The 19,803-nt window shown below is 71.2% G+C and carries 20 protein-coding genes and 1 pseudogene; 7 read left to right on the top strand and 14 right to left on the bottom strand.

Annotation, left to right across the window (positions count from 1 at the left end):
* Positions 1-7: 7 nt before the first annotated feature.
* Both ACGFNV_RS04070 and ACGFNV_RS04065 read right to left on the bottom strand, forming a co-directional pair.
* Positions 8-517 carry a GNAT family N-acetyltransferase gene (locus ACGFNV_RS04070; RefSeq protein WP_393619171.1) on the bottom strand — a complete coding sequence of 170 codons (510 nt, stop codon included), beginning with the start codon at positions 515-517 and terminating at the stop codon, positions 8-10.
* A gap of 54 nt (positions 518-571) precedes the next feature.
* Positions 572-745 carry a hypothetical protein gene (locus tag ACGFNV_RS04065; protein WP_166662192.1) on the bottom strand — a complete coding sequence of 58 codons (174 nt, stop codon included), beginning with the start codon at positions 743-745 and terminating at the stop codon, positions 572-574.
* A 459-nt stretch (positions 746-1,204) separates the two neighbouring features.
* On the opposite strand from ACGFNV_RS04065, the gene ACGFNV_RS04060 reads away from it, so the two are divergent.
* A complete protein-coding gene (locus ACGFNV_RS04060) occupies positions 1,205-1,654 on the top strand; it encodes a hypothetical protein (protein ID WP_393619169.1) in 450 nt (149 codons plus the stop codon).
* 25 nt (positions 1,655-1,679) lie between these two features.
* Complete coding sequence (locus tag ACGFNV_RS04055; protein WP_393619167.1) at positions 1,680-2,459, top strand: SDR family oxidoreductase; 780 nt, start codon at positions 1,680-1,682, stop codon at positions 2,457-2,459.
* On the opposite strand, the gene ACGFNV_RS04050 is transcribed toward ACGFNV_RS04055, so the two are convergent.
* The 5 genes from ACGFNV_RS04050 to ACGFNV_RS04030 form a co-directional block, all read right to left on the bottom strand.
* Positions 2,438-3,958: an SDR family NAD(P)-dependent oxidoreductase gene (locus ACGFNV_RS04050; RefSeq protein ID WP_393619166.1), complete on the bottom strand. Its 1,521-nt coding sequence runs from the start codon at positions 3,956-3,958 to the stop codon at positions 2,438-2,440. The two genes, ACGFNV_RS04055 and ACGFNV_RS04050, sit on opposite strands and share 22 nt — an antisense overlap.
* A 104-nt stretch (positions 3,959-4,062) precedes the next feature.
* Positions 4,063-5,379 carry a wax ester/triacylglycerol synthase family O-acyltransferase gene (locus ACGFNV_RS04045; protein WP_393619164.1) on the bottom strand — a complete coding sequence of 439 codons (1,317 nt, stop codon included), beginning with the start codon at positions 5,377-5,379 and terminating at the stop codon, positions 4,063-4,065.
* A 195-nt stretch (positions 5,380-5,574) separates the two neighbouring features.
* Positions 5,575-6,795 (bottom strand): glucose-1-phosphate adenylyltransferase, encoded by a 1,221-nt coding sequence (gene glgC, locus ACGFNV_RS04040; protein WP_133925402.1) that lies wholly within the window; start codon positions 6,793-6,795, stop codon positions 5,575-5,577.
* 51 nt (positions 6,796-6,846) lie between these two features.
* Positions 6,847-7,998 carry a glycogen synthase gene (gene glgA / locus ACGFNV_RS04035; RefSeq protein ID WP_393620015.1) on the bottom strand — a complete coding sequence of 384 codons (1,152 nt, stop codon included), beginning with the start codon at positions 7,996-7,998 and terminating at the stop codon, positions 6,847-6,849.
* Between the two features lie 41 nt (positions 7,999-8,039).
* Entirely contained in the window at positions 8,040-8,795 is a 756-nt protein-coding gene (locus ACGFNV_RS04030; protein ID WP_393619161.1) for a (2Fe-2S)-binding protein, read from the bottom strand.
* 209 nt (positions 8,796-9,004) lie between these two features.
* Here ACGFNV_RS04030 and ACGFNV_RS04025 point away from each other — a divergent pair, with 209 nt between their 5' ends.
* Positions 9,005-10,198, top strand: a complete 1,194-nt coding sequence (locus ACGFNV_RS04025; RefSeq protein WP_393619160.1) for a DMT family transporter — start codon at positions 9,005-9,007, stop codon at positions 10,196-10,198.
* Here the strand turns inward: ACGFNV_RS04025 and ACGFNV_RS04020 are convergent.
* A complete protein-coding gene (locus tag ACGFNV_RS04020) occupies positions 10,188-11,348 on the bottom strand; it encodes a transglycosylase family protein (protein WP_393619158.1) in 1,161 nt (386 codons plus the stop codon). The genes ACGFNV_RS04025 and ACGFNV_RS04020 overlap by 11 nt on opposite strands.
* 299 nt (positions 11,349-11,647) lie before the next feature.
* On the opposite strand from ACGFNV_RS04020, the gene gndA reads away from it, so the two are divergent.
* Positions 11,648-13,087 carry an NADP-dependent phosphogluconate dehydrogenase gene (gene gndA / locus ACGFNV_RS04015; protein ID WP_393619156.1) on the top strand — a complete coding sequence of 480 codons (1,440 nt, stop codon included), beginning with the start codon at positions 11,648-11,650 and terminating at the stop codon, positions 13,085-13,087.
* Between the two features lie 481 nt (positions 13,088-13,568).
* On the opposite strand, the gene ACGFNV_RS04010 is transcribed toward gndA, so the two are convergent.
* From ACGFNV_RS04010 to ACGFNV_RS04000, 3 genes are all read right to left on the bottom strand, one after another.
* Positions 13,569-13,916: a GNAT family N-acetyltransferase gene (locus ACGFNV_RS04010; RefSeq protein WP_393619154.1), complete on the bottom strand. Its 348-nt coding sequence runs from the start codon at positions 13,914-13,916 to the stop codon at positions 13,569-13,571.
* Positions 13,917-13,936: 20 nt separating this feature from the next.
* Positions 13,937-14,356, bottom strand: a complete 420-nt coding sequence (panD, locus tag ACGFNV_RS04005; RefSeq protein WP_393619152.1) for an aspartate 1-decarboxylase — start codon at positions 14,354-14,356, stop codon at positions 13,937-13,939.
* Between the two features lie 325 nt (positions 14,357-14,681).
* A complete protein-coding gene (locus ACGFNV_RS04000) occupies positions 14,682-14,810 on the bottom strand; it encodes a hypothetical protein (protein WP_281261912.1) in 129 nt (42 codons plus the stop codon).
* On the opposite strand from ACGFNV_RS04000, the pseudogene ACGFNV_RS03995 reads away from it, so the two are divergent.
* Positions 14,809-15,133 (top strand): annotated as a pseudogene (locus ACGFNV_RS03995) (transposase); the annotation flags it as partial. The gene ACGFNV_RS04000 and the pseudogene ACGFNV_RS03995 sit on opposite strands and share 2 nt — an antisense overlap.
* Before the next feature lie 176 nt (positions 15,134-15,309).
* Positions 15,310-15,558, top strand: a complete 249-nt coding sequence (locus ACGFNV_RS03990; protein WP_393619151.1) for a helix-turn-helix domain-containing protein — start codon at positions 15,310-15,312, stop codon at positions 15,556-15,558.
* A 302-nt stretch (positions 15,559-15,860) separates the two neighbouring features.
* Here the strand turns inward: ACGFNV_RS03990 and ACGFNV_RS03985 are convergent, their stop codons facing one another.
* From ACGFNV_RS03985 to ACGFNV_RS03975, 3 genes are all read right to left on the bottom strand, one after another.
* Positions 15,861-16,424 (bottom strand): TetR/AcrR family transcriptional regulator, encoded by a 564-nt coding sequence (locus ACGFNV_RS03985; protein ID WP_393619149.1) that lies wholly within the window; start codon positions 16,422-16,424, stop codon positions 15,861-15,863.
* 381 nt (positions 16,425-16,805) lie between these two features.
* Positions 16,806-18,197: an amidase gene (locus ACGFNV_RS03980; protein WP_393619147.1), complete on the bottom strand. Its 1,392-nt coding sequence runs from the start codon at positions 18,195-18,197 to the stop codon at positions 16,806-16,808.
* Positions 18,184-18,393: a hypothetical protein gene (locus tag ACGFNV_RS03975; RefSeq protein WP_393619146.1), complete on the bottom strand. Its 210-nt coding sequence runs from the start codon at positions 18,391-18,393 to the stop codon at positions 18,184-18,186. Before ACGFNV_RS03975 ends, ACGFNV_RS03980 begins: the two co-directional genes overlap by 14 nt.
* A gap of 133 nt (positions 18,394-18,526) precedes the next feature.
* Between ACGFNV_RS03975 and ACGFNV_RS03970 the strand changes: the two genes are divergently transcribed.
* Positions 18,527-19,792, top strand: coding sequence for an MFS transporter (locus ACGFNV_RS03970; RefSeq protein ID WP_393619145.1), 1,266 nt, complete (start codon positions 18,527-18,529; stop codon positions 19,790-19,792).
* Positions 19,793-19,803: the final 11 nt, after the last annotated feature.

The raw sequence follows: 19,803 nt of genomic DNA, 5'->3' as shown, positions 1-19,803 counted from the left end.
GGTTGCGCTACAGCGCCCTGTACATCACATGGAGTCCGACGAGGCCGTGCCGGGGGTGGTCGAAGGCCTCCGGGACGGTGCCGAGGATCGTGAAGCCGAGGGAGGTCCACAGGCGGACGGCCGGGTTGGTCTCGACGACCGCGTTGAACACCATGCCCCGGTAGCCGTGGGCCGCAGCCTCGGCCAGGATGTGCTCGGCGAGGGCCCGGCCGATGCCGCGGCCGCCGTGGTCGGGGTCGACCATGAAGCCGGCGTTGGCGATGCGGGCGGCGGGGCCGCCGTAGTTCGAAGTGAGGTAGGCGGAGCCGACGACGGCCGCGGTGTCATCGCCCGTACTGGTGTCGTTGGTGTCGTCCTCGACGACGTACACGCGCTTGGCCGGGTTCATCCACAGGGCGCGGGCGGCTTCCTCGGTGGTGTCCGGGTCCCAGGTGTAGGTCTCGGCCGCGGCCACGACACGGTGCCAGAAGGGCCAGATCCGCGGCCAGTCGTCGGCGGTGGCTTCCCTGATCAGCATGGGCGTGAGTCTCGCACGCCCATGCCGTCGGCGATCGCGAACGTCCTGCCGGGATCAGTCCACGCTGGGCAGGATGTGCGGCTCGGCGAGGTCGTCCTCGTAGCCGGCCAGGCGGATGGGGGCCGAGCGCGCCCACACGTCGAGGCTGCCGAGCTCGCCGCTGCGGCGGCGGGCGCGCTCAGGTCGATCCTTGGGGCGTTGTTCGCGATTCGTCTTCTCCGGTGTCACCGCGCACTCCTTATGTGTCGGGTCACCCTCGGGGCGTGCCGGCCAGTCTGCGTTCCCGCGCCTGACGCCCGCTCGGGTCTGGGTCGAAGCAGTTCGGACGCGGTGGCGCCGGTAACTCGTAGGAGAGCAGGCCGCTGTGCACCGGCGAGTCCCATGACGGACCATGGGTGTGGGTGGGACCCGTTACTGCTGTCCGTCGGCTACAGATTAACCAAATGAGCAGGCGGCCGCTCTATGGGGCTGAAAAATCGGTGTAACCATCGCAAGTCGCCCGCATGCATTTGGCCACGAAGCGCACCCTTTTGCCCCATGATGCCCCGTTTGAAAGTCACCCGACCGGCCTACAACGGCCGAATGCGGCTTCAGGGGGCCGGGCCGTTCAGGTGCCGTTGGCTCGGTCGAAAGCTCGTCATGATCTGCTGGCGTACCGCAACGGCTGTCTCGCGGGAGGACTGACGCATGGAACTGCGCAGCGTCGAGGAGCTGATGGACCTGATGTACGCCTGCCGGGGCGTGCGGGGGACCCCGGACCGGGCGGGCCGCTCAGTCGACCTGCACGAGCACGCGCTGCGGACGGCCGCCCTGCTGCGCCGAAGTCGCCCCGCGGACAAGGAACTCCAGGTGTCCGGCCTGGTCCACCCCGTCGGCCGGCTGCTGCGGCCCGACGCCGCGGCGACCTGGGGCCTCCACACCGCCGACGCCATACGGGCACTGCTCGGCGATCGGGTCGCCCGCCTCGTACGGCATCACCCCTGGCACGGCCCCTCCGCCGACGACGACGTGCTGAGCCTGCGCCAGGCCCACGAGGAGGGCCGCCTCGCCGCGTTCGACGCCGGGGTGCTGGAGGACTGGCGTACCGTCCTGGAGCTGCTGGCGGCACGCAACTCACGCCTCGGGGCTGTCGATTGAGGGTGCGCCGTGAGACCGTACGCCGATGACGTCGTCGTACGGGTTACGCGGTAGGGCCGCCGTCGTCACGGGGGCCACGCGGGGTATCGGCCTGGCGGTGGCCCGGGCGCTCGCCGATGCCGGGGCCCAGGTGTGCGTGAGCGCGCGGAACGCTGACGAGGTACGGCGTGCCGCCGCCGAACTGGGCGCGGTCGGGCTGGCCGGGAGCGTCGCTGACGACGGGCACCCGAGCGCCTTGACGGACCTGTGCCTGCGCGAGTTCGGCCGTCTGGACATCCTGGTCAACAACGCGGCGACCAACCAGCCGTACGGCCCCCTCGTGGACGCCGACCCGGACCTCTGGCGCGAGGCCTTCACCATCAACGTCGAGGCCCCGCTCCGACTGGTCCAGTGCGCGTGGCACGGCTGGATGCGCGAGCACGGCGGCACGGTGGTCAACATCTGCACGGAGGGCGCGACCCACGTCGGCCCGGGAGTCGGCGCCTACGGCACCAGCAAGGCGGCCCTCCTCCACCTCACCCAGCAGCTCGCGGGCGAGCTGGGGCCGGGGGTACGGGTCAACTCCGTATCCCCCGGCCTCGTACGCACCGAGATGGCCCGCTTCGTATGGGAGCCGGGAGAGCCGGACATCGCGTCGGGCCTGCCACTGGGCCGGATCGGAGAGCCGGAGGACGTGGCGCGGGCCGTGTTGTGGTTGTGCTCCGACTCGGCTGAGTGGATCACAGGGGCAGACCTACTGGTGGATGGCGGCACGAACGTACGCAGGGCCAACACCCGTGATCGCTACCACTTGCCCGGCGCGTAATCCTTCAGGAAGACCCCGTACAGGTCCTCCCCGGCCTCACCGCGCACAACCGGGTCGTACACCCGAGCCGCCCCGTCCACCAGATCCAGCGGCGCGTGGAAGCCCTCCTCCGCAAGCCGCAGCTTGTCGAAGTGCGGCCGCTCGTCCGTGATCCAGCCGGTGTCCACGGACGTCATGAGGATCCCGTCGGTCTGGAACATCTCCTGCGCGCTGGTCCGCGTGACCATGTTCATCGCGGCCTTCGCGGCGTTCGTGTTCGGGTGCCCCGCCCCCTTGTAGCCACGGCCGAAGACGCCCTCCATCGCCGAGACGTTCACGACGTACGCGCGCTTGCTGGAAGCCTTGCTCGCGGCCGCGGCCATCGCCGGCCGCAGCTTGCTGATCAGGATGAACGGCGCCGTGTAGTTGCACAGTTGGGTCTCGAGGAGCTCCACCGGGGAGATCTGCTCGATGGTCTGCACCCAGGTGTTGGTGTCGACGACGTCGGGGACCAGGCCACCCGCGTCGATGGCGGTGCCGTCGAGGTGCCGGGCGACGCTGGCGTTGCCCGCGACCAGGGCGAGGTCGGCGACCTTCTGCGCGTCGAGGCCGCTGATGCCGACGGGCAGCGCGGCGAGCCCGTCGACGGCGCCGGAGTTGAAGGCACCGATGACGTGGTGGGCGGGCAGCTCCCCGGCGGGCAGCGGGGCGCTCTCGCCGTCGACGAGGGCGGCGTAGGCGGAGGGCAGACGGCGTACGGTCTGCGTCGCGTTGTTGATGAGGATGTCGAGCGGGCCCGCCTCGGCGACCTGGTCGGCGAGGGCGACGGCCTGCGCCGGGTCGCGCAGGTCGATGCCGACGACCTCCAGCCGGTGGATCCAGTCCGCCGAGTCGTCCATGGCCTTGAAGCGGCGGATGGCGTCCTTGGGGAAGCGCGTGGTGATCGTCGTGTGTGCGCCGTCCCGCAGCAGCCTGAGGGCGATGTACATGCCGATCTTGGCGCGGCCGCCGGTGAGCAGCGCGCGCTTGCCGGTGAGGTCGGCGCGGACGTCGCGCTTGGCCCGGTTCACACTGGCGCAGTCCGGACAGAGCTGGTGGTAGAAGTAGTCGACCTCGACGTACCGGGCCTTGCAGGTGTAGCAGGAGCGGGGGCGCTGGAGCACACCCGCGATCCTGCCCTCCTCCGTGATCGACGACGGCAGGATGCCCTCCGTCTCGTCGTCGATGCGCTGGGCGGAGCCGGTGGCCGTGGCCTCCGTGACCGCCTTGTCGTGCGCGGTCTTGGCGGCCCGGCGCTCCTGGCGGCGGCGCTGCTTGACGGTGCGGTAGACGCCGGCGGTGGCCCGGCGCACGGCGATCGCGTCGGGGTGGTCGACCTCCAGCTTGTCGAGCTCCTCGAGCACGCTCAGGCAGACGGCGAGCCGCTCCGGGTCGATCCCGGGCCCGTACACGATCTCCTCCATGGATTCCATGGACTCCATCGACTCCATGGACGCCGAGCCGTCCTCTGTCACCGTCATCGCGCTGCCGCTTCCCTGATCAACCCGCGCAGCGCTCCGACCGCGCCCGCCCTCGAACAGGCGATTTTACGGAGCGCCGAGCCACTCCTCCAAACGCGTGCCGGTCAAGGGGCACAGGCCGTGATGAGCGTCTCCACCTCCGCGGTCACGGCCCGCGCGAGCCGGTCGAGGTCCGGTACCGCCTCGGCGTCGGCGACGAGGCCGTAGTGGACGCGGCCCCGGTACGTCGACACGGCCACCGCCAGGGACTGGCCCGCGGCGAGCGGGGCGTACGGGAACACCTCGGTCACCGGGTTCCCGCCGAGCTTCAGGCCGAAGCTGGGCAGGGGCACGCTGGTGACCAGGATGTCGAACCACAGCCGCGCGGCCTGGGCCGCCAGGGGGCCGCCGATCCGGTGGCCGAGCGCCGGGACGTGGTCGGCGAGCAGGGCGACGGCTCCGGCGCCCCGGTTGGGGCCGGCGTCCTTGTTGCGGTCCATGGCGGCGCGCACGGCGGCCAGGCGGCGGAGCGGGTCCGGGTCGTCGACGGGGAGCCTCATCAGGTAGCCGGAGAGGCGGTTGCCCTGGGGGTGGGCGGTGCGCGGGCGGCGCTTGGACACCGGGATCAGGGCGCGGGGCGCCACGCCGTCGCTGCCGTCGCCGCGCTCGTCGAGCCAGCGGCGCAGGGCGCCCGCGACGACCGCGATCAGGACGTCGTTGACGGTGCCGCCGACGACCTTGCGGACGCGGTGCACGTCGTCGAGGTCGACGACCACGCCGGCGGTGCGGCGGGTACCGGTGGGCTCGGCGCTGAGCGCGCGGGTGGTGCGCATGCCGAGGGTGGACACGGCGACGGAGGCCCCGATGTCGAGGGCGCGGCCCACGTCGGACAGGGCGCCGCGCACCAGGTCGGGCAGTCGGCGTACGTCGGGCAGGAGGGCCCGGGGCGGCTCCGCGGGGCGGGGCCGGGGCGCGGGCAGGTCCATCGGGTCGAGGACGGCGGCGGCGAGGGTCAGCGCCCGCAGGCCGTCGGCGAGGGCGTGGTGGAACTTGAACAGCACGGCGAAGGAGACACCGTCCTCGCCTGGCAGCACGTGGGCCTCCCAGGGCGGCCGGTCGCGCTCCAGCGGACGCTCCATGAGGCGGCCGGCCGCGGCCTGGAAGTCAGGGGTCGCCTCGTGCAGCCGGACGTGGTCGAGGGGGTCGAAGTCGGGGGCGGGTTCGCGTACGGCGCCGCCGAGGGCGGAGGGGCGCCAGACGTCCCGGATCCGCATGCGCAGTCCGGGTACCGCGGCGGCGCGGGCGGCGAGCAGGTCGGCCGCGTGGGCGCCCGCGGTGGGCGAGTGGGACGTGAAGACCCCGAGTGCGCCGAGGTGCATGGGGTGCTCGGCGGTCTCGATGTTCCAGAACGCCAGGTCGAGAGGTGCCAGCGGGTCAGTCAAGGGCTTGCCTCGCGTCGACGAAGGGTGGACCAGCAGTCAATCGCCCGCGATCGATTACGGTCAAGTACGATCAAGCTACGCACAGTTAACATCCGATTAAGTATCGGATCTCGGCAACCCCAGTGTCCCGCAGGCCGCGGGGCCTCGCAGGACACCGACGTCACCGTGTCGTGGCGGAAAACGATCGGTACGCCGTTACGACACGCGCTGGCCCTTCCCCAGCGCGATCACCCCGCCCTTGGAGACGGTGTACAGCTCCGCGTCCCGTTCCGGATTGACCCCGATCGTCGCGCCCGGCGGCACCTCGACGTTCTTGTCGAGCACGGCCCCGCGCACCACCGCACCCCGTCCGATGTGCACGTTGTCGTGGAGGATCGAGCCCTGCACCACCGCACCCGGGTCGACCAGGACACCTGGGGAGAGCACCGACCTCGTGACCTGCCCGCGAATCAGGCAGCCCGCACTGATGATCGACTCGCTGGCCATGCCGCCGGCGTTGAACCGGGCGGGCGAGAGCTGGTTGGAGTGCGTGTAGATCGGCCAGCTGCGGTTGTAGAGGTTGAAGGCGGGACGCTCGGCTATCAGGTCCATGTGGGCGTCGTAATAGGCGTCGAGCGTGCCGACGTCACGCCAGTAGCCCCGGTCCCCGTTGGTCTCGCCGGGCACATGGTTGGCGCTGAAGTCGTACAGCTGTGCCTCACCCCGTTGGGTGAGCTGGGGCAGGATCGAGCCACCCATGTCGTGCACCGAGTTCTCGTCCTCGGCGTCCCGCTGGAGCGCCTCGATGAGGGCCTTGGTGGTGAAGATGTAGTTGCCCATGGAGGCGAAGACGCTCTCCGGGTCGTCCGGCAGGCCGGGCGGGTCGGCGGGCTTCTCCAGGAACTGGTCCACGCTCTGGCCGTCCGAGCCCGGCGTGATCACCCCGAAGGAAGACGACTCGCCGCGCGGCACGCGGATCCCGGCCACCGTCACACCCGCACCGGCCTCGATGTGCTGGGTGAGCATCTGCCGCGGGTCCATGCGGTAGACGTGGTCGGCGCCGAACACCGCGACGTACTCGGGCTGTTCGTCGTAGATCAGGTTCAGCGACTGCAGGATCGCGTCCGCGCTGCCCAGGTACCAGCGCGGGCCGAGCCGCTGCTGGGCCGGGACCGGCGTGACGTAGTTGCCGAGCAGGCTGGACATCCGCCACGTGGTGGTGATGTGCCGGTCCAGCGAGTGCGACTTGTACTGCGTGAGCACGCAGATGCGCAAAATATCGGCGTTGACAAGATTCGAGAGCACGAAATCGACCAGGCGATACGTTCCGCCAAAAGTGACCGCGGGTTTCGCGCGGTCGGCGGTCAGGGGCATCAGGCGTTTGCCCTCACCGCCCGCCAGTACGATTCCGAGCACCGAAGGTCCACCACGACGCATGGCCGCTCCCCTCACCCAGGTTGACCCATGCCTGCCCCCGCGCGACATGGCCTACGCCTGTTTCACGATCTCCTCGTACAGCCGGACCGTACGCCGGGCGATCGCGTCCCAGCCGAACTCCCCCACCGCGCGCTCCCGCCCGGCCTCGCCCATCCGGCGGGCCTTGTCCGGGTCGCCGAGGACGGCGTCCAGGGCCCGGGTCAGACCGGCCTCGAAGTCGTCGTCCACGGACACCAGCGCACCGGTCACACCGTCCTCGACGACCTCCGGGATGCCGCCGACCCGGGAGGCCACGACGGGCGTGCCGCAGGCCATCGCCTCCAGGTTGACGATACCGAGGGGTTCGTACACCGACGGGCAGACGAACACGGCCGCGTGGGTGAGCAGTTGGATCACCTCCGCGCGCGGCAGCATCCGGGGGATCCAGTACACGCCGTCGCGGACCCGGCTGAGCTCCTCGAAGAGATCGCGGAACTCCCGGTCTATCTCGGGCGTGTCCGGCGCGCCCGCGCACAGCACGACCTGCGCCGACGGGTCGATGTCCCGCACCGCGCGCAGCAGGTGCGGCACACCCTTCTGCCGGGTGATGCGGCCGACGAACAGCACGTACGGGCGGTTCGGGTCCAGGCCGACCCGGGCGAGGGCGTCGGTGTCGTGGTCGGGCCGGTAGAGGGCGGTGTCGATGCCGTTGTGCACGACGTGGACCCGGCCCGGGTCCAGCGCCGGGTAGCAGGTGAGGATGTCCTCGCGCATGGCGCCGGAGACGGCGATCACCGCGTCGGCGGCCTCGATCGCGCTGCGTTCGGCCCAGCCGGACAGCTCGTACCCGCCGCCGAGTTGCTCGGCCTTCCAGGGGCGCAGGGGCTCCAGCGAGTGCGCGGTCATCACGTGCGGGATGCCGTACAGCAGTTTGGCGAGGTGGCCGGCCAGATTGGCGTACCACGTGTGGGAGTGGACGAGTTCGCGGCCTTCGACGGCGGCGGCGACGGAGAGGTCCACGGAGAAGGTGCGCAACGCGTCGTTGGCGCCGTCGAGGGCGGACCAGGGGCGGTGGCGTACGACGCCCTCCGCGCGGCCCTCGCCCCAGCAGTGCACGTCGAGGTCGACGAGGGACCTCAACTCCCTTGCGAGAAATTCCACGTGGACGCCCGCTCCGCCGTAGACGTCCGGGGGGTACTCCCGGGTCAGCAGTCCCACTCGCACCCGCAACCCCCAGCTCTCTACGACCGGTTCCTTTTTCATGGTCACCCAGATGCGCCGCGTGGGGAAGAGCGCGGGGCCCGTGTGAAGCAACAGTCACCACACACGCCCCCTTCGGGCACACGGTAGTAGAGGCAGCAACTCCGGCGCCGGAAGGCCGTGCCGGCCCGGACGCCGGTGCCGACGAGCAAGGGGTGAGCGAGGAGTTCGGTGGTCAGGGCGTGGGCGCGTGCGGCGGCATCGGGGCGGCCGTGGGCGCCTGCCCAGCGGTCCAGCTCCCGTGCCGCGCCCGCGAGCGCGGATCCCGCGTTGCCCCACAGCAGGCCCTCGGCGAGGCGGTACCGGGCGCGCAGAGCGGCGGCCAGCGGCCGCAGGTGCCCCTCGAGCACGACGTCCGCCACGGTCGCCGCGTCCCCGGGCAGGGGCCGTACGGCGGTCAGCCACAGGTCGTCGGGGGCCGACGCGTCGGCGTCCCAGCACAGCAGCCGGGGGGCGAGGTCGGGTGTGCGGCCGTGGAGGACGGCACAGCCGAGCGCCACCGACCACAGGCGGGCCGCCAGGCCCTGGTGCGCGATGGAGGCCGCGATCCGCCTTTCGGAAACCCGCAGACTTTCCGCTACTTTTCGGACACGAAACGTCAGCGGATCGTCGAACACATCCGGGACCGTGTCCGTATAGACCTGCGCGAGCGTCGGCAGCGGCGCCCGCTGTTCTCCTGCCGTGCGCAGGACGAAGAAACCGCCGAGGGGGCGGAGAGCGGAGAGGCCGGGGTCGAGGTCCACGACGAGAAGTAGTACCAAGGGCCGTAGGCCCTGTGGTCGACGGGTCCGCGTCCGTGTCACCCCCCTGAGGGAGGACAGGGAACCGGTCGTACTCCATCGGCAGTATGACCATTTGCGTGCTCAGGGACGACGACGGGAACAGCTCGGCACGGCATCGTGTTGTGCATGGAAGCAGACCGTTCGCCGCGCCGGGCCCCGCGCCCCGGCCCCACGCAGAGGAGCAACCGGTGAGTGCCCTCGCGTTGTCCGTGGTCCTGTCGTTCGTCTCCGCCGTCGCGTACGCGGGCGGGGCGATCGTGCAGGAGCAGGTCGCGGTGTCCTCCCCCGACGAGCAGTACGCGCCGCTGCGCCGGCCGAGCTGGTGGGGGGCGGTGGCGCTGAACGGCCTCGGCGGACTGCTGCACGTGGTGGCGCTCGCCTACGGCCCCCTCAGCCTGGTGCAGCCGCTGGGCGCGCTGACCATCGTCTTCGCGCTGCCCATGGCCGCGCTGTTCGTCGGCCGCAAGGCCGGGGCGGCCGCCTGGCGGGGCGCGATCATGGCGACGGTGGGTCTGGCTGGTCTGCTGTCCCTGGTCGGCGCGTCCGAGGCGCAGTCGCTGAGCACCCCGCAGCGGGTGAGCGTGGCCCTGGTCACGGGTGGCGCGGTCGTCGCGCTGATGATCGCGGGCCGGGCGGCCCACCGGCACCCGGCGGTGCGCAGCATGCTGCTCGCCACCGCTTCCGGCATAGCGTTCGGCATGTCCTCGGTGTTCACCAAGACCGTCGCCGTCGACTGGACCGACGGCGTCTCGGCCGCGGACCTGCCGTCCCTCGCGGTGATCGGCGTGCTGGCCACGGCCGGCATACTGCTGTCGCAGGCCTCCTACCGCGGCGGCGGCCTCGCCGCCCCGCTCGCCACGCTGACGGTGGTGAACCCGGTGGTGGCGGCCGCGGTCGGCATCACGATGTTCGGCGAGACCTTCCGCTACGGCACCACGGGCACCGTGCTCGCCCTGAGCTGCGGTGTGGTGGCGGCGGGCGGCCTGATCCTGCTGACGACCGAGCGGCTCACCCACACGCCGGCGCCGTCCGAGAAGGCGCCGTCGGACACCGAGCCCGTCACCGCCGAGGCGCGCCCCGCCCTCCCCGGGCAGCCCGTCGCCGAGCTGCCCGAGCAGGCGGTCTCACCGGCACCCACTCCGGTTCCGGCACCGATTCTCCCGACACCGGCACCGAGCCCGGCACCGGTTCTGGCAACGGCCGCCGTACTGCCGGCCCTGGAGAGCCGCATCCCGTCCCCGAGCGCCGTGCCGGAGAGTGCGTACGGCGACCGCGACCCGTCGGACGTGGACGAGCCGGTGCTCTTCCCCAGCAACTTCTACGGCGGGCCGTACGTCCCGATGCGGGTCCTCGACCGGCACCGCGCCCGGGTCAAATCCTGACGCCGCCGGCCCTCAGGTAGGCCAGCGGGTCTACGTCCGACCCGAAACCGGGCCCCGTCCGCACCTCGAAGTGCAGATGCGGGCCCGTGCTGTTGCCCGTGGAGCCGGAGCGGCCGAGGCGCTGGCCGGTGCCCACCGTCTGACCGTTCCGCACGGAGATCGCCGAGAGGTGCGCGTACTGGGTGTAGCGGCCGTCGCCGTGCCGGACGACCACCTGGTAGCCGAAGGAGCCGCCCCAGCCCGCGCTGACGACCGTGCCCGCCGCGACCGACTTCACGGTCGTGCCGGTGGGCACGGGGAAGTCGACACCGGTGTGGTAGCCCTTCGACCAGGAGGAACCCGCCGCGTGGTAGGGCGTGCCCATGGAGGCACTCACGGGGGCGACCAGGGAGTGGCTGTTCGTCTTCTGCCTGCTCTGCGAGGAGGACGAGGACGAACGCGACGAGGAGGTCTTCCTCTTCTCACGGGACTCGGTGCCGCTCCGGCTCGTCGTGCCGGAGCCCTCTCCGTGCAGTTTCAGCCGCTGCCCCGGCAGGATCAGGTTCGGGTCGGCTCCTATGGCCGCGCGGTTGGCCGCGTACAGCCGTCGCCAGCCGCCCCGGACGTCCTGGTCGTCGGCGATGCCGGAGAGGGTGTCGCCGTGGACCACCGTGTACATCTCGGCGGTGCCGGCGCGCGACTGGGGCGTGCTCTGCGGCTGCACGTCCTTCAGTGAGCTCTTCTGGGTCCGGGCCGATCCGGTGCGGCTCGGGTGGATCTCGGGCGTGTCGCCGCCCCGGGTGAGCCCGGCGCGTGCCGAGCACACCGGCCAGGCGCCGGGGCCCTGCCCCTTCAACACCTTCTCGGCGACGGCGATCTGCTGGTCCTTGGTGGCCAGGTCCGCCCGGTGCGCGTACGCGGTGCCGCCGTACGCCGCCCAGGTGGACTGGGTGAACTGCAGGCCACCGTAGTAGCCGTTGCCGGAATTGATGTCCCAGTTGTTGGTCGACTCGCACGCGGCGACCTTGTTCCAGGTGTCCACGTCGGCCGCCTGGGCGGCTCCGGCGCCGATGAGCGGTATCGCGATACCCGCGCCGCCCGCCGTGACGGTGAGTGACGCTCGGTTGATCCTGTTGGGCTGATACCGGCGGTGCCGACCGCGTACGGCCATGAAGCTTCCCCCTCGACATGCGCAGGAGGGCCAAAAGTAAGGGCCCCTAACAGGCCATGACAAGACTCCAAACCAGCCTCGCCGCCGCCCAAGTGACCGGGAACGAACTCCGGTTGCAGTACGGCTGAGGCAGGTGGGGTCTTCCGTGCGTATCTGCGTACGCAACCGTACGCAATCTCGAACACCCCGGGGTGTGCGGTCGGTCAAGCGGCAGGAAAGGATGGCCGGAACGGCATACTGCCGAGCAGGACCGGCACGACGATGTCCCCGATGCTCAGGATGTTTAGGAGCCAAACCGTATGAGCACTACAGCCCAGATCGGCGTCACGGGTCTCGCGGTCATGGGCCGCAACCTCGCCCGCAACTTCGCCCGCAACGGCTACACGGTCGCGGTGCACAACCGCACGGCCGCGCGTACGCACGCCCTGGTCGAGGAGTTCGGCAGCGAGGGCGACTTCATCGCGGCGGAGACCGCCAAGGAGTTCGTGGCGGCACTGGAGCGGCCCCGCCGCCTGGTCATCATGGTGAAGGCGGGCGACCCCACCGACGCGGTGATCCAGGAGTTCGCCCCGCTCCTGGAACCCGGCGACATGATCATCGACGGTGGCAACGCCCACTTCGCGGACACCCGGCGCCGCGAGCGCGACCTGCGCGAGCAGGGCATCCACTTCGTCGGCATGGGCGTCTCCGGCGGCGAGGAGGGCGCGCTGCACGGACCGAGCATCATGCCGGGAGGTCCGCGGGAGTCGTACGACTCGCTCGGCCCGATGCTGGAGAAGATCTCGGCGAAGGCCGCGGACGGCGCGCCCTGTGTGACGCACGTCGGTCCGGACGGCGCCGGGCACTTCGTGAAGATGGTCCACAACGGCATCGAGTACGCCGACATGCAGCTCATCGGTGAGGCGTACCAGCTGCTTCGCGATGTGGCCGGGTACTCCCCCGCGCAGATCGCGGAGATCTTCCGCACCTGGAACACGGGCCGACTGGACTCCTACCTGATCGAGATCACGGCGGAGGTCCTGTCCCACGTGGACGCGGCGACCGGCAAGCCGTTCGTGGACGTGGTGGTGGACCAGGCGGAGCAGAAGGGCACCGGCCGCTGGACGGTCCAGATCGCCCTCGACCTCGGTGTCCCGGTCTCCGGCATCGCGGAGGCGGTCTTCGCCCGCTCCCTCTCCGGTCACGCGGCGCTGCGCGAGGCCTCGCGGGGCCTGGCCGGACCGAAGGCCTCGCCGCTGTCCGAGGCGGAGGCGGGCGCGTTCGCCGACCGCGTGGAGCAGGCGCTGTACGCATCGAAGATCGTGTCGTACACCCAGGGCTTCCACGAGATCGCCGCGGGCAGCGAGGAGTACGACTGGAACGTCGACCTGGGCGCGGTCTCGGCCCTGTGGCGCGGCGGCTGCATCATCCGCGCGGCCTTCCTCGACCGGATCCGCGCGGCCTACGACACCCGGCCCGACCTGCCGAGCCTGCTGTCGGACGACACGTTCGCGCGGGAGATCGCGGAGGCGCAGGACGACTGGCGTGAGGTCCTGATCGCCGCGACCCGCCAGGGCGTCCCGACGCCCGGCTTCGCGGCGGCGCTCGCCTACTACGACGCGCTGCGCGCGGAGCGGTTGCCCGCGGCGCTCACGCAGGGGCAGCGGGACTTCTTCGGTGCGCACACGTACCGGCGGACCGACCGGGAGGGGTCGTTCCACACCCTGTGGGGCGGGGACCGGTCGGAGGTGTCGGAGTAGCGCCAACCGCGCTGAGGGTTGCGGTGGGCGGCGTTCTTTCGCCGCCCACCGCTTCTCGTTCGCCGCTTCTCGTTCGCTGCTCGTCAGGTGAGTGGTGGTCCCGGCTCCGGGTTCGGCACGGGCTCCGGTCCCGGCGGGATCGGGGACGGAGAGGGTTCCGGAGGCGGAGTCGGGTGAGGGCCGGGGCCCGGTGTCGGATCCGGTCCTGGGGGCGGGGTGGGATCGGGTCCCGGTGCCGGTGGGGTCGGGTCGGGCGGCGGTCCGGGCGGAGTGGGGGTCGGTGAGGGTCCGGGCGTCGGTCCGGGGGGAACGGGGTCCGGGTACGGGTTGGTCATGATGTCCTCCGGCCAGTCGGTCGACATCGGCACTGGCTGTGTCCGCTCTGGACTACTCCCCCGCGTACCCGACGCCCGTGCCGCCAGTCACCCAGGCGCGTCAATGCGTCGGCCCAGGTGGGCCTTCCGACGCGCGGCGACGCCCCTCAGAACCGTCCGGGGTGCGCGACGAGCCACTCCTTCGCGGCCTGCAGCAGCCGCGGGTCGGCGGCCGGGGCCTCCTCGGGGTGACGCTCGGCCCACTTGACGACGTACGGGCAGAGCGGGGCGACGGAGACGTCCTCCCGCGCGGCGACGGCGTACAGCTCACGCGCCAGCGAGCCCGCGATGCCCTTGCCCTCGTGGGCCGGCTCGACGATGGTGTGCACGGGGACGAGGGCGCGCGAGGGGGACTCGAGCACGAAGTACTCGATGCGGCCGACGACTTCGCCGCCGTCCCCGAGGGCCTCCAGGCGGCCCGCCGCCCGGTCGTCGCGGATCTGGACGTCGCTCATGGGCACTCCTCGTCGAACGGTCAGGCGCCCACGGCCTGCGGGCTGCGCTCCTGGTCCGAGCCGGGCACCGGCTCCGACGGGTCCGCCCCGAGGGCCACGATCCGGTTGTCGCGGTCCACGTGCACCACCCGCGGCTTCAGCGCCCGCGCCTCGGCGTCGGTCACCTGAGCGTAACTGATGATGATCACCAGATCTCCGGGATGAACCAGATGGGCTGCCGCCCCGTTGATCCCGACCACCCCTGACCCACGCTCGCCCTCGATGACGTACGTCTCCAGCCGGGCCCCGTTGGTGATGTCCACGATGTGCACGAGCTCACCGGGCAGCAGGTCGGCGGCGTCGAGCAGGTCGGCGTCGATGGTCACCGATCCCACGTAGTGCAGGTCGGCCTGGGTGACGGTGGCGCGGTGGATCTTGGACTTGAACAGAGTACGCAGCACTTTGGACTCCTGGAAGACGGCTCCCTGCCTGCTTTGTGCAGGTCAAGGGCGGTCTTCACTCTACACGGGCACGCGTCGGAGTCGAAGATACTGAGGAACATCGACTTCACTCGGGCAAGAAGGCTCCTCACCTGCACTTCCGTGCGAACAAGGCTGTTTCTCCATCGCCAGCCAAGCACCTGTTCGAACACCCGTCCCCGGATGTGCGAGGACTGATGCTGACCGGATGCTGACTTACCTGACCATACGTCAGGTCAAGCGCGGAGCCGCCTTTGGCATCGACCGGACAACCCCAGGTGGCGTAGCAACCGGCTGCCCTGCCGGCCTAGGACCAGCCCCGCTCGCGGGCGCGGGTGATCGTGGCACAGCAGGTCACGCGGAGGACCGCCGCGATGGAGTCGGCTGCGGCTTCCGTCTCGGCGTCGGGAATGACGACGGTCCCGAGGAGGCCCATGGCGCCGGCGCAGTGGACGAGAGGGCACCCGGCGGGCGACGGTCAGGGCATCCCGCTCGCGGTGTCGCTGACCGGCGGTAACCGTGGGCGACGTTACCCAGTTGCCGCCTCTGCTCGACAAGATCCCGCGGGCAGCGGGACCGGTCGGCCGCCCGCGCCGACGGCCTGATGCCCTGCTCGCGGACCGCGGCTACGACCATGACAAGTACCGCCGTCTAGTGCGGGCTCTCGGCATCACACCGGTGATCGCCGAGCGGGGCGAGGACCACGGCAGCGGCCTGGACGTCTTCCGGTGGGTGGTCGAGCGCACGATCACCTCCCTTTTCGGCACGACTTCCAGATAGTCCATCTCTCCCGTCCTCCCTGCCGCGCATGTCGCGTTCCCGTGTCGGAGAAGGAAACGGGAAGCAGCATCGATCGTCTTGTCCGCCCCGGCCAGACTGCCGCACGCTACGTGCAGCGCCGACTCGGCCGATGGCGGGAGGGGTTGGAGGTTTCCGTGCCACAGCCGTCCACCGCATTCGGCGAGGAGTTGAGGAAGCGGCGTCTGGAAGCAGGGCTCAGCCTCACCGCCCTGTCCGGCTCCGTGCACTGCGGCAAGGCGCAGTTGAGCAAGGTGGAGCGGGGCCTGAAGGCCCCCAGCCGTGATCTCGCCCGCCTGCGTGACGCCGCCCTCGGGGCCGGCGGGGCCTTGCTGTCCCTGCTCGCACCAGAGAGCGTACGCAACGACCTCCCAAGACCTTCGTGACGATCGCCACAGCAGGGCTCGACCAGCCGACCATCAGGCCGAACAAGATCTGTTCTTTGATCCGGCGGCGCGCAATATAGCCGCGCATCGCCGGTCAGCCAAACCGGCGTTTCCGCTGATCATTGCTGCGCCCTCGCGATGACGCTTGGCGGTGGCACGCGACAGGCACCACCCAACCCACTAGAAACAAATGTCGAGCCGCAGTCCCGATTGGGCTTCCGGCCGATGTAAAGGACGCCGCAGCGGACAGCTGACGCAATCCGGCTTCCAGACCGGCCACACCACCCGAGGAGAGCGCCGGGTTATCGGCCGGTCGGGCCGAGGACCGCTGTCACGAGCCGACGCGCGTACGCGGCGTCGAGTCCGTCCGGGCGGAAGAGGATGCGGTACATCAGCGGGGCGACGACGCCGTCGATGACCGTCTCGACGTCCGGCGTCTTCTCCCCGCGTTCTGTCGCACGGGTGAGGATGACGTCGATCTGTTCGGCGGCGTAGGCCGAGCACTGGCCGGCGTTGCTGCCGTCCGGGTCGCCGAGCAGGGCGTCACGGATGTAGGCGCGGCCAGTGGGAGAGGACATCTCGTCGAGGAACTGCTCGGCCCAGGCCGTCAGGTCGGCTGGCAGGGCACCGTGGTCCCCGGGCGCGGTCTCGGGCCGCAGACGCTCGACCGCCACGTCCGACAACAACTCCTGCAGATCCCCCCAGCGGCGGTAGATCGTCGACGGTGTCACGCCCGCGCGCTGGGCGATCATCGGTACCGTCAGGGCGTCGCGGCCCACCTCCGAGGCGAGTTCGCGCACGGCGGCGTGCACCGATGCTTGGACCCGGGCGCTGCGCCCACCGGGGCGTACCATCTGCCTGCTCATGGAACTCATCTTAAAGCGAAATCATTGCGTCTAGTGAGCCGCTGGGCCACCGTTCGACGGCCTCTCTCGCTGCCAGTCGTGTGGTTCAGCGCCGCCTCGGTGCACGCCCGCAGGGAGGAGACCTTCATGGCGCGGACGTGATCCGTCCCCTCGTGCTCACAAAAGACGTCGTCCAGGCGCTGGGCTGGTCGTCCTTCCGCGCTGCGGGATGCGCGGTGCGGTCTGTCCGCTCCATCAGCCTCGGCGCCGTCGCCGCTCGGGCACTTTCGGGGAACGCCCGCGCAGGCTGTGTCGTCGAGAGCGGGTGAGTGCCCGACGGCTGCGGCACAGCCGTCGGGCACTCGCCCTGCCCATGCGATGCTGCCGGGTCCCGCCCTTCGTTCACGCCGCGTGTGCGAGGTCGTGGGCGGGCTGGGTCTGCTCGTAGGCGTGGCCGACCCGTAGGAGTACGCCCTCTTGGAGCGGTCGCCCGAGCAGCTGCATACCGATCGGCAGCCCCGCCGTGTCGTGGCCGACCGGCATGGACAGGGACGGTACTCCGGTGATGTTGGCGGGGGACGACAGGCGCACGTAGGCGTCGGAGACGCCCTCGACGGTGCCGTCGGCCCAGGTGATCGTCTCCTGGCCAGCCCTGACGGCGGTCGCCGGGACGGTGGGGGCGGCGATCACGTCGACCTCCGTGAGCATGCGGGCCCATTCCTGCCGCATGAGGGTGCGGGAGCGCTGGGCGCGCAGGTAGTCTCCGGCGGGCATCAGTTCGCCGGCCTCGAGGAGGACGCGGACGTCGTCCTGGTAGAGCTCGGGGACCGTGCGCAGGGTCGCCTCGTGGTAGGCGGTGGCCTCGGGCACCATCAGGCCCCACTGGGTGGCCTGGATGTAGCGCGTCATGGGGATCTCCACCTCGACGAGGCGTGCGCCGAGCGCCTGAAGCTGGTCGATGGCACGCCGGACGGCGGCTTCGACCTCGGGGGCGACCTGGTCGAAGTAGTAGGTGCGCGGCACGCCGACCCGCAGCCCCGTCAGGTCCGTGCCCGCATCCGGCCGGTAGTCCCTAGCGGGTGTGGTCAGGGAGGCGGGGTCGCGGGGGTCGTGCCCGGCCAGGGCGGCCAGGACCAGGGCCGCGTCCTCGACCGTGCGGGCGATCGGGCCGACGTGGTCCAGTGACCAGGACAGAGACGTGACACCGTGCCGGGGGACGAGCCCGTAGGTCGGCTTGAGGCCGACGACCCCGTTGAGCGCGGCGGGCACCCTGATGGATCCGCCGGTGTCGGTGCCCAGGGCGAAGGTGGCCATGCCCGCGGCGACGGCAACGGCGGACCCGCCGCTGGATCCGCCGGCAACCCGGCCTGTGTCCCAGGCGTTGTGGGTCTGTGGGGTGGTCAGGCCATAGGCGAACTCGTGCGTGTGCGTCTTGCCCAGCAGGACCGCACCGGCCTCCGCCAGGCGCGCGGCGACCGTGCTGTCGGTCTGCGCACTGTGATCGCCGCGGACCCGGGAGCTGGCCGTTGTCGCCGCGCCCGCGACGTCGATCAGATCTTTGACGCCCATGGGGATGCCGTGCAGCGGACCGAGGTAGCGGCCGGCCGCGATGTCGTGTTCGGCTGCACGCGCGGCAGTGCGGGTGCGCTCGGCGGTGACGGTGACGTAGGCCCGAAGGCGCGGCTCCATATGCGCGATGCGCTGAAGCACGGAGTCCGCCAGCTCGACGGGGGACAACTCCCGAGCCTCGATCGCGTCGGCGGCTGCGGTCAGGGACAGTTCATACGGCTGCATCGGGCTTCTCCTGTTCCGCGCGGTAGGCGGGGGCGGGCGGGGTGTCCCCGAAGTCCAGCTCCCGCAGGACCGCGACGACGGAGTGGATGTGATGGGCGGTGGCCGCGACCGCGGCGTGGCGGTCGGCAGGCAGCGGGAGCCCGGCGCGGGCGGCCCAGCGGGCCGCTTCCGGCGGGGTGAGCTCTACGGCGGACATGGATCTCTCTCTTCTCGGGCCGAAGCGGCGAAGCACCCACTTCAGCTACAAAAGCTAAACATTTGCGTTAGTCCACTGTAGGGTCTACGGTTCCTTAAAGCAAACCCATTGCCTTTAGCGCATGAGGAGTCCCATGCCCACCGTCACACCCCGAGCTCCCGCGCCACGCCGCCCCTACCAAGCCGCCCGCCCCCGCACAGCCAACCGCGCGGCGTCCTTCGTACTGAACGCCTCGATCCTGGCCGCACTCCTCGCGGCATCCAGTGCACCCACCCCGCTCTACCCCCATTACCAGGACGCCTGGCGCCTGTCCGCGCTCGCCATCACCGTGGTGTTCAGCGCCTACGCACTGGCCCTGCTGTTGGCCCTGCTCACCACCGGAGCACTCTCCGACCACCTGGGACGACGCCCCGTCCTGGCGGGCGCCCTGGCGGTGGAGGCCGCCTCCATGGTGCTGCTGGCCTCGGCGGACGGCGCCGGTGCACTGACCGCCGCCCGCGTCCTGCAGGGGGCGGCCACCGGCGCGGCCGCCAGCGCCGCGGGCGCGGCCCTCCTCGACCTGGAAAACCCCCGGCGTCCGGGCCGGTCCGCCCTGACCAACAGCATCGCCCCGGTGGCGGGCATGGCCGCCGGCGTCCTGACCTCCACCCTTTTCATCCGTTTCGTGCCCGCCCCCACGGTCACCGTGTACGTCGTGCTCGCGGTCCTCTTCGCCGCCCAGGCGGTCGCGGTCATGTTCACGACGGAGACGGCCCGCCCGCACCCCGGCGCCCTGAGTTCGCTGCGCCCTGAGCTCGCCGTGCCCCCGTCGGCGCGTCGCGCTCTGCTGGCGGCCGGTACCGGTGTCGTCGCCGTCTGGGCCCTGGGCGGCTTCTACTCCTCCCTCGGGCCGGCGCTCGTGCGCCTGGTGGCCCCTGGTGCCCCGCAGGCGGCCGGCGGCATGGTCTTCTTCACGCTGACCGCCGCGGCCACGCTCACCGTGTGGACACTACGGCGCACGGCGCCTTACGCCGCCGCCACCGGCGGGAGCCTGGCCGTCGCTCCCGCCGCGGCCCTGACGCTGAGCGGTCTGCACGGAGCCGCTCTGCCCGCCGTCTACGGCGGCGCGGCTCTGGCCGGGATCGCCTTCGGCGCCGTCTCCCAAGGGGCGCTGCGCATGACACTCGCCTCCCTCGACGCGCAGGACCGTGCCGCGACCCTGGCCGCCTACTACGTCCTCAGCTACCTCTCCATGAGCCTGCCCGCCATCGCCGCGGGTGCCGCCACCCAGCACTACGGGCTGCGCACCGCCGCCCATACCTATGCCATCGCCGCCACCCTGCTCGCCGTCGCGGCCCTGGCCGCACTCACCGTGTCAAGGGGCAGGACAGTCCACCACGCGCACAACGACCTTCCGTAACGAGAGCCAGA

It is taken from the genome of Streptomyces sp. NPDC048751 (genome assembly GCF_043198595.1).
GTDB lineage: Bacteria > Actinomycetota > Actinomycetes > Streptomycetales > Streptomycetaceae > Streptomyces.
The sequence above is the reverse complement of the archived record's forward strand: the minus strand, read 5'-3'. Positions and strand labels throughout refer to the sequence as shown.

Bases quoted from the DNA above. Each gene is read 5' to 3' on its own strand.
- ACGFNV_RS04070 (WP_393619171.1), bottom strand. From the start codon at position 517: ATGCTGATCAGGGAAGCCACCGCCGACGACTGGCCGCGGATCTGGCCC.
- glgC (WP_133925402.1), bottom strand. From the start codon at position 6,795: ATGCGTCGTGGTGGACCTTCGGTGCTCGGAATCGTACTGGCGGGCGGT.
- ACGFNV_RS03985 (WP_393619149.1), bottom strand. From the start codon at position 16,424: ATGAGCAGGCAGATGGTACGCCCCGGTGGGCGCAGCGCCCGGGTCCAA.
- ACGFNV_RS04020 (WP_393619158.1), bottom strand. From the start codon at position 11,348: ATGGCCGTACGCGGTCGGCACCGCCGGTATCAGCCCAACAGGATCAAC.
- ACGFNV_RS04055 (WP_393619167.1), top strand. From the start codon at position 1,680: ATGACGTCGTCGTACGGGTTACGCGGTAGGGCCGCCGTCGTCACGGGG.
- ACGFNV_RS04010 (WP_393619154.1), bottom strand. From the start codon at position 13,916: ATGAGCGACGTCCAGATCCGCGACGACCGGGCGGCGGGCCGCCTGGAG.
- ACGFNV_RS04060 (WP_393619169.1), top strand. From the start codon at position 1,205: ATGGAACTGCGCAGCGTCGAGGAGCTGATGGACCTGATGTACGCCTGC.
- ACGFNV_RS04000 (WP_281261912.1), bottom strand. From the start codon at position 14,810: ATGGGCCTCCTCGGGACCGTCGTCATTCCCGACGCCGAGACGGAAGCC.
- ACGFNV_RS03970 (WP_393619145.1), top strand. From the start codon at position 18,527: ATGCCCACCGTCACACCCCGAGCTCCCGCGCCACGCCGCCCCTACCAA.
- ACGFNV_RS04050 (WP_393619166.1), bottom strand. From the start codon at position 3,958: ATGACGGTGACAGAGGACGGCTCGGCGTCCATGGAGTCGATGGAGTCC.
- ACGFNV_RS03980 (WP_393619147.1), bottom strand. From the start codon at position 18,197: ATGCAGCCGTATGAACTGTCCCTGACCGCAGCCGCCGACGCGATCGAG.
- ACGFNV_RS03975 (WP_393619146.1), bottom strand. From the start codon at position 18,393: ATGTCCGCCGTAGAGCTCACCCCGCCGGAAGCGGCCCGCTGGGCCGCC.
- gndA (WP_393619156.1), top strand. From the start codon at position 11,648: ATGAGCACTACAGCCCAGATCGGCGTCACGGGTCTCGCGGTCATGGGC.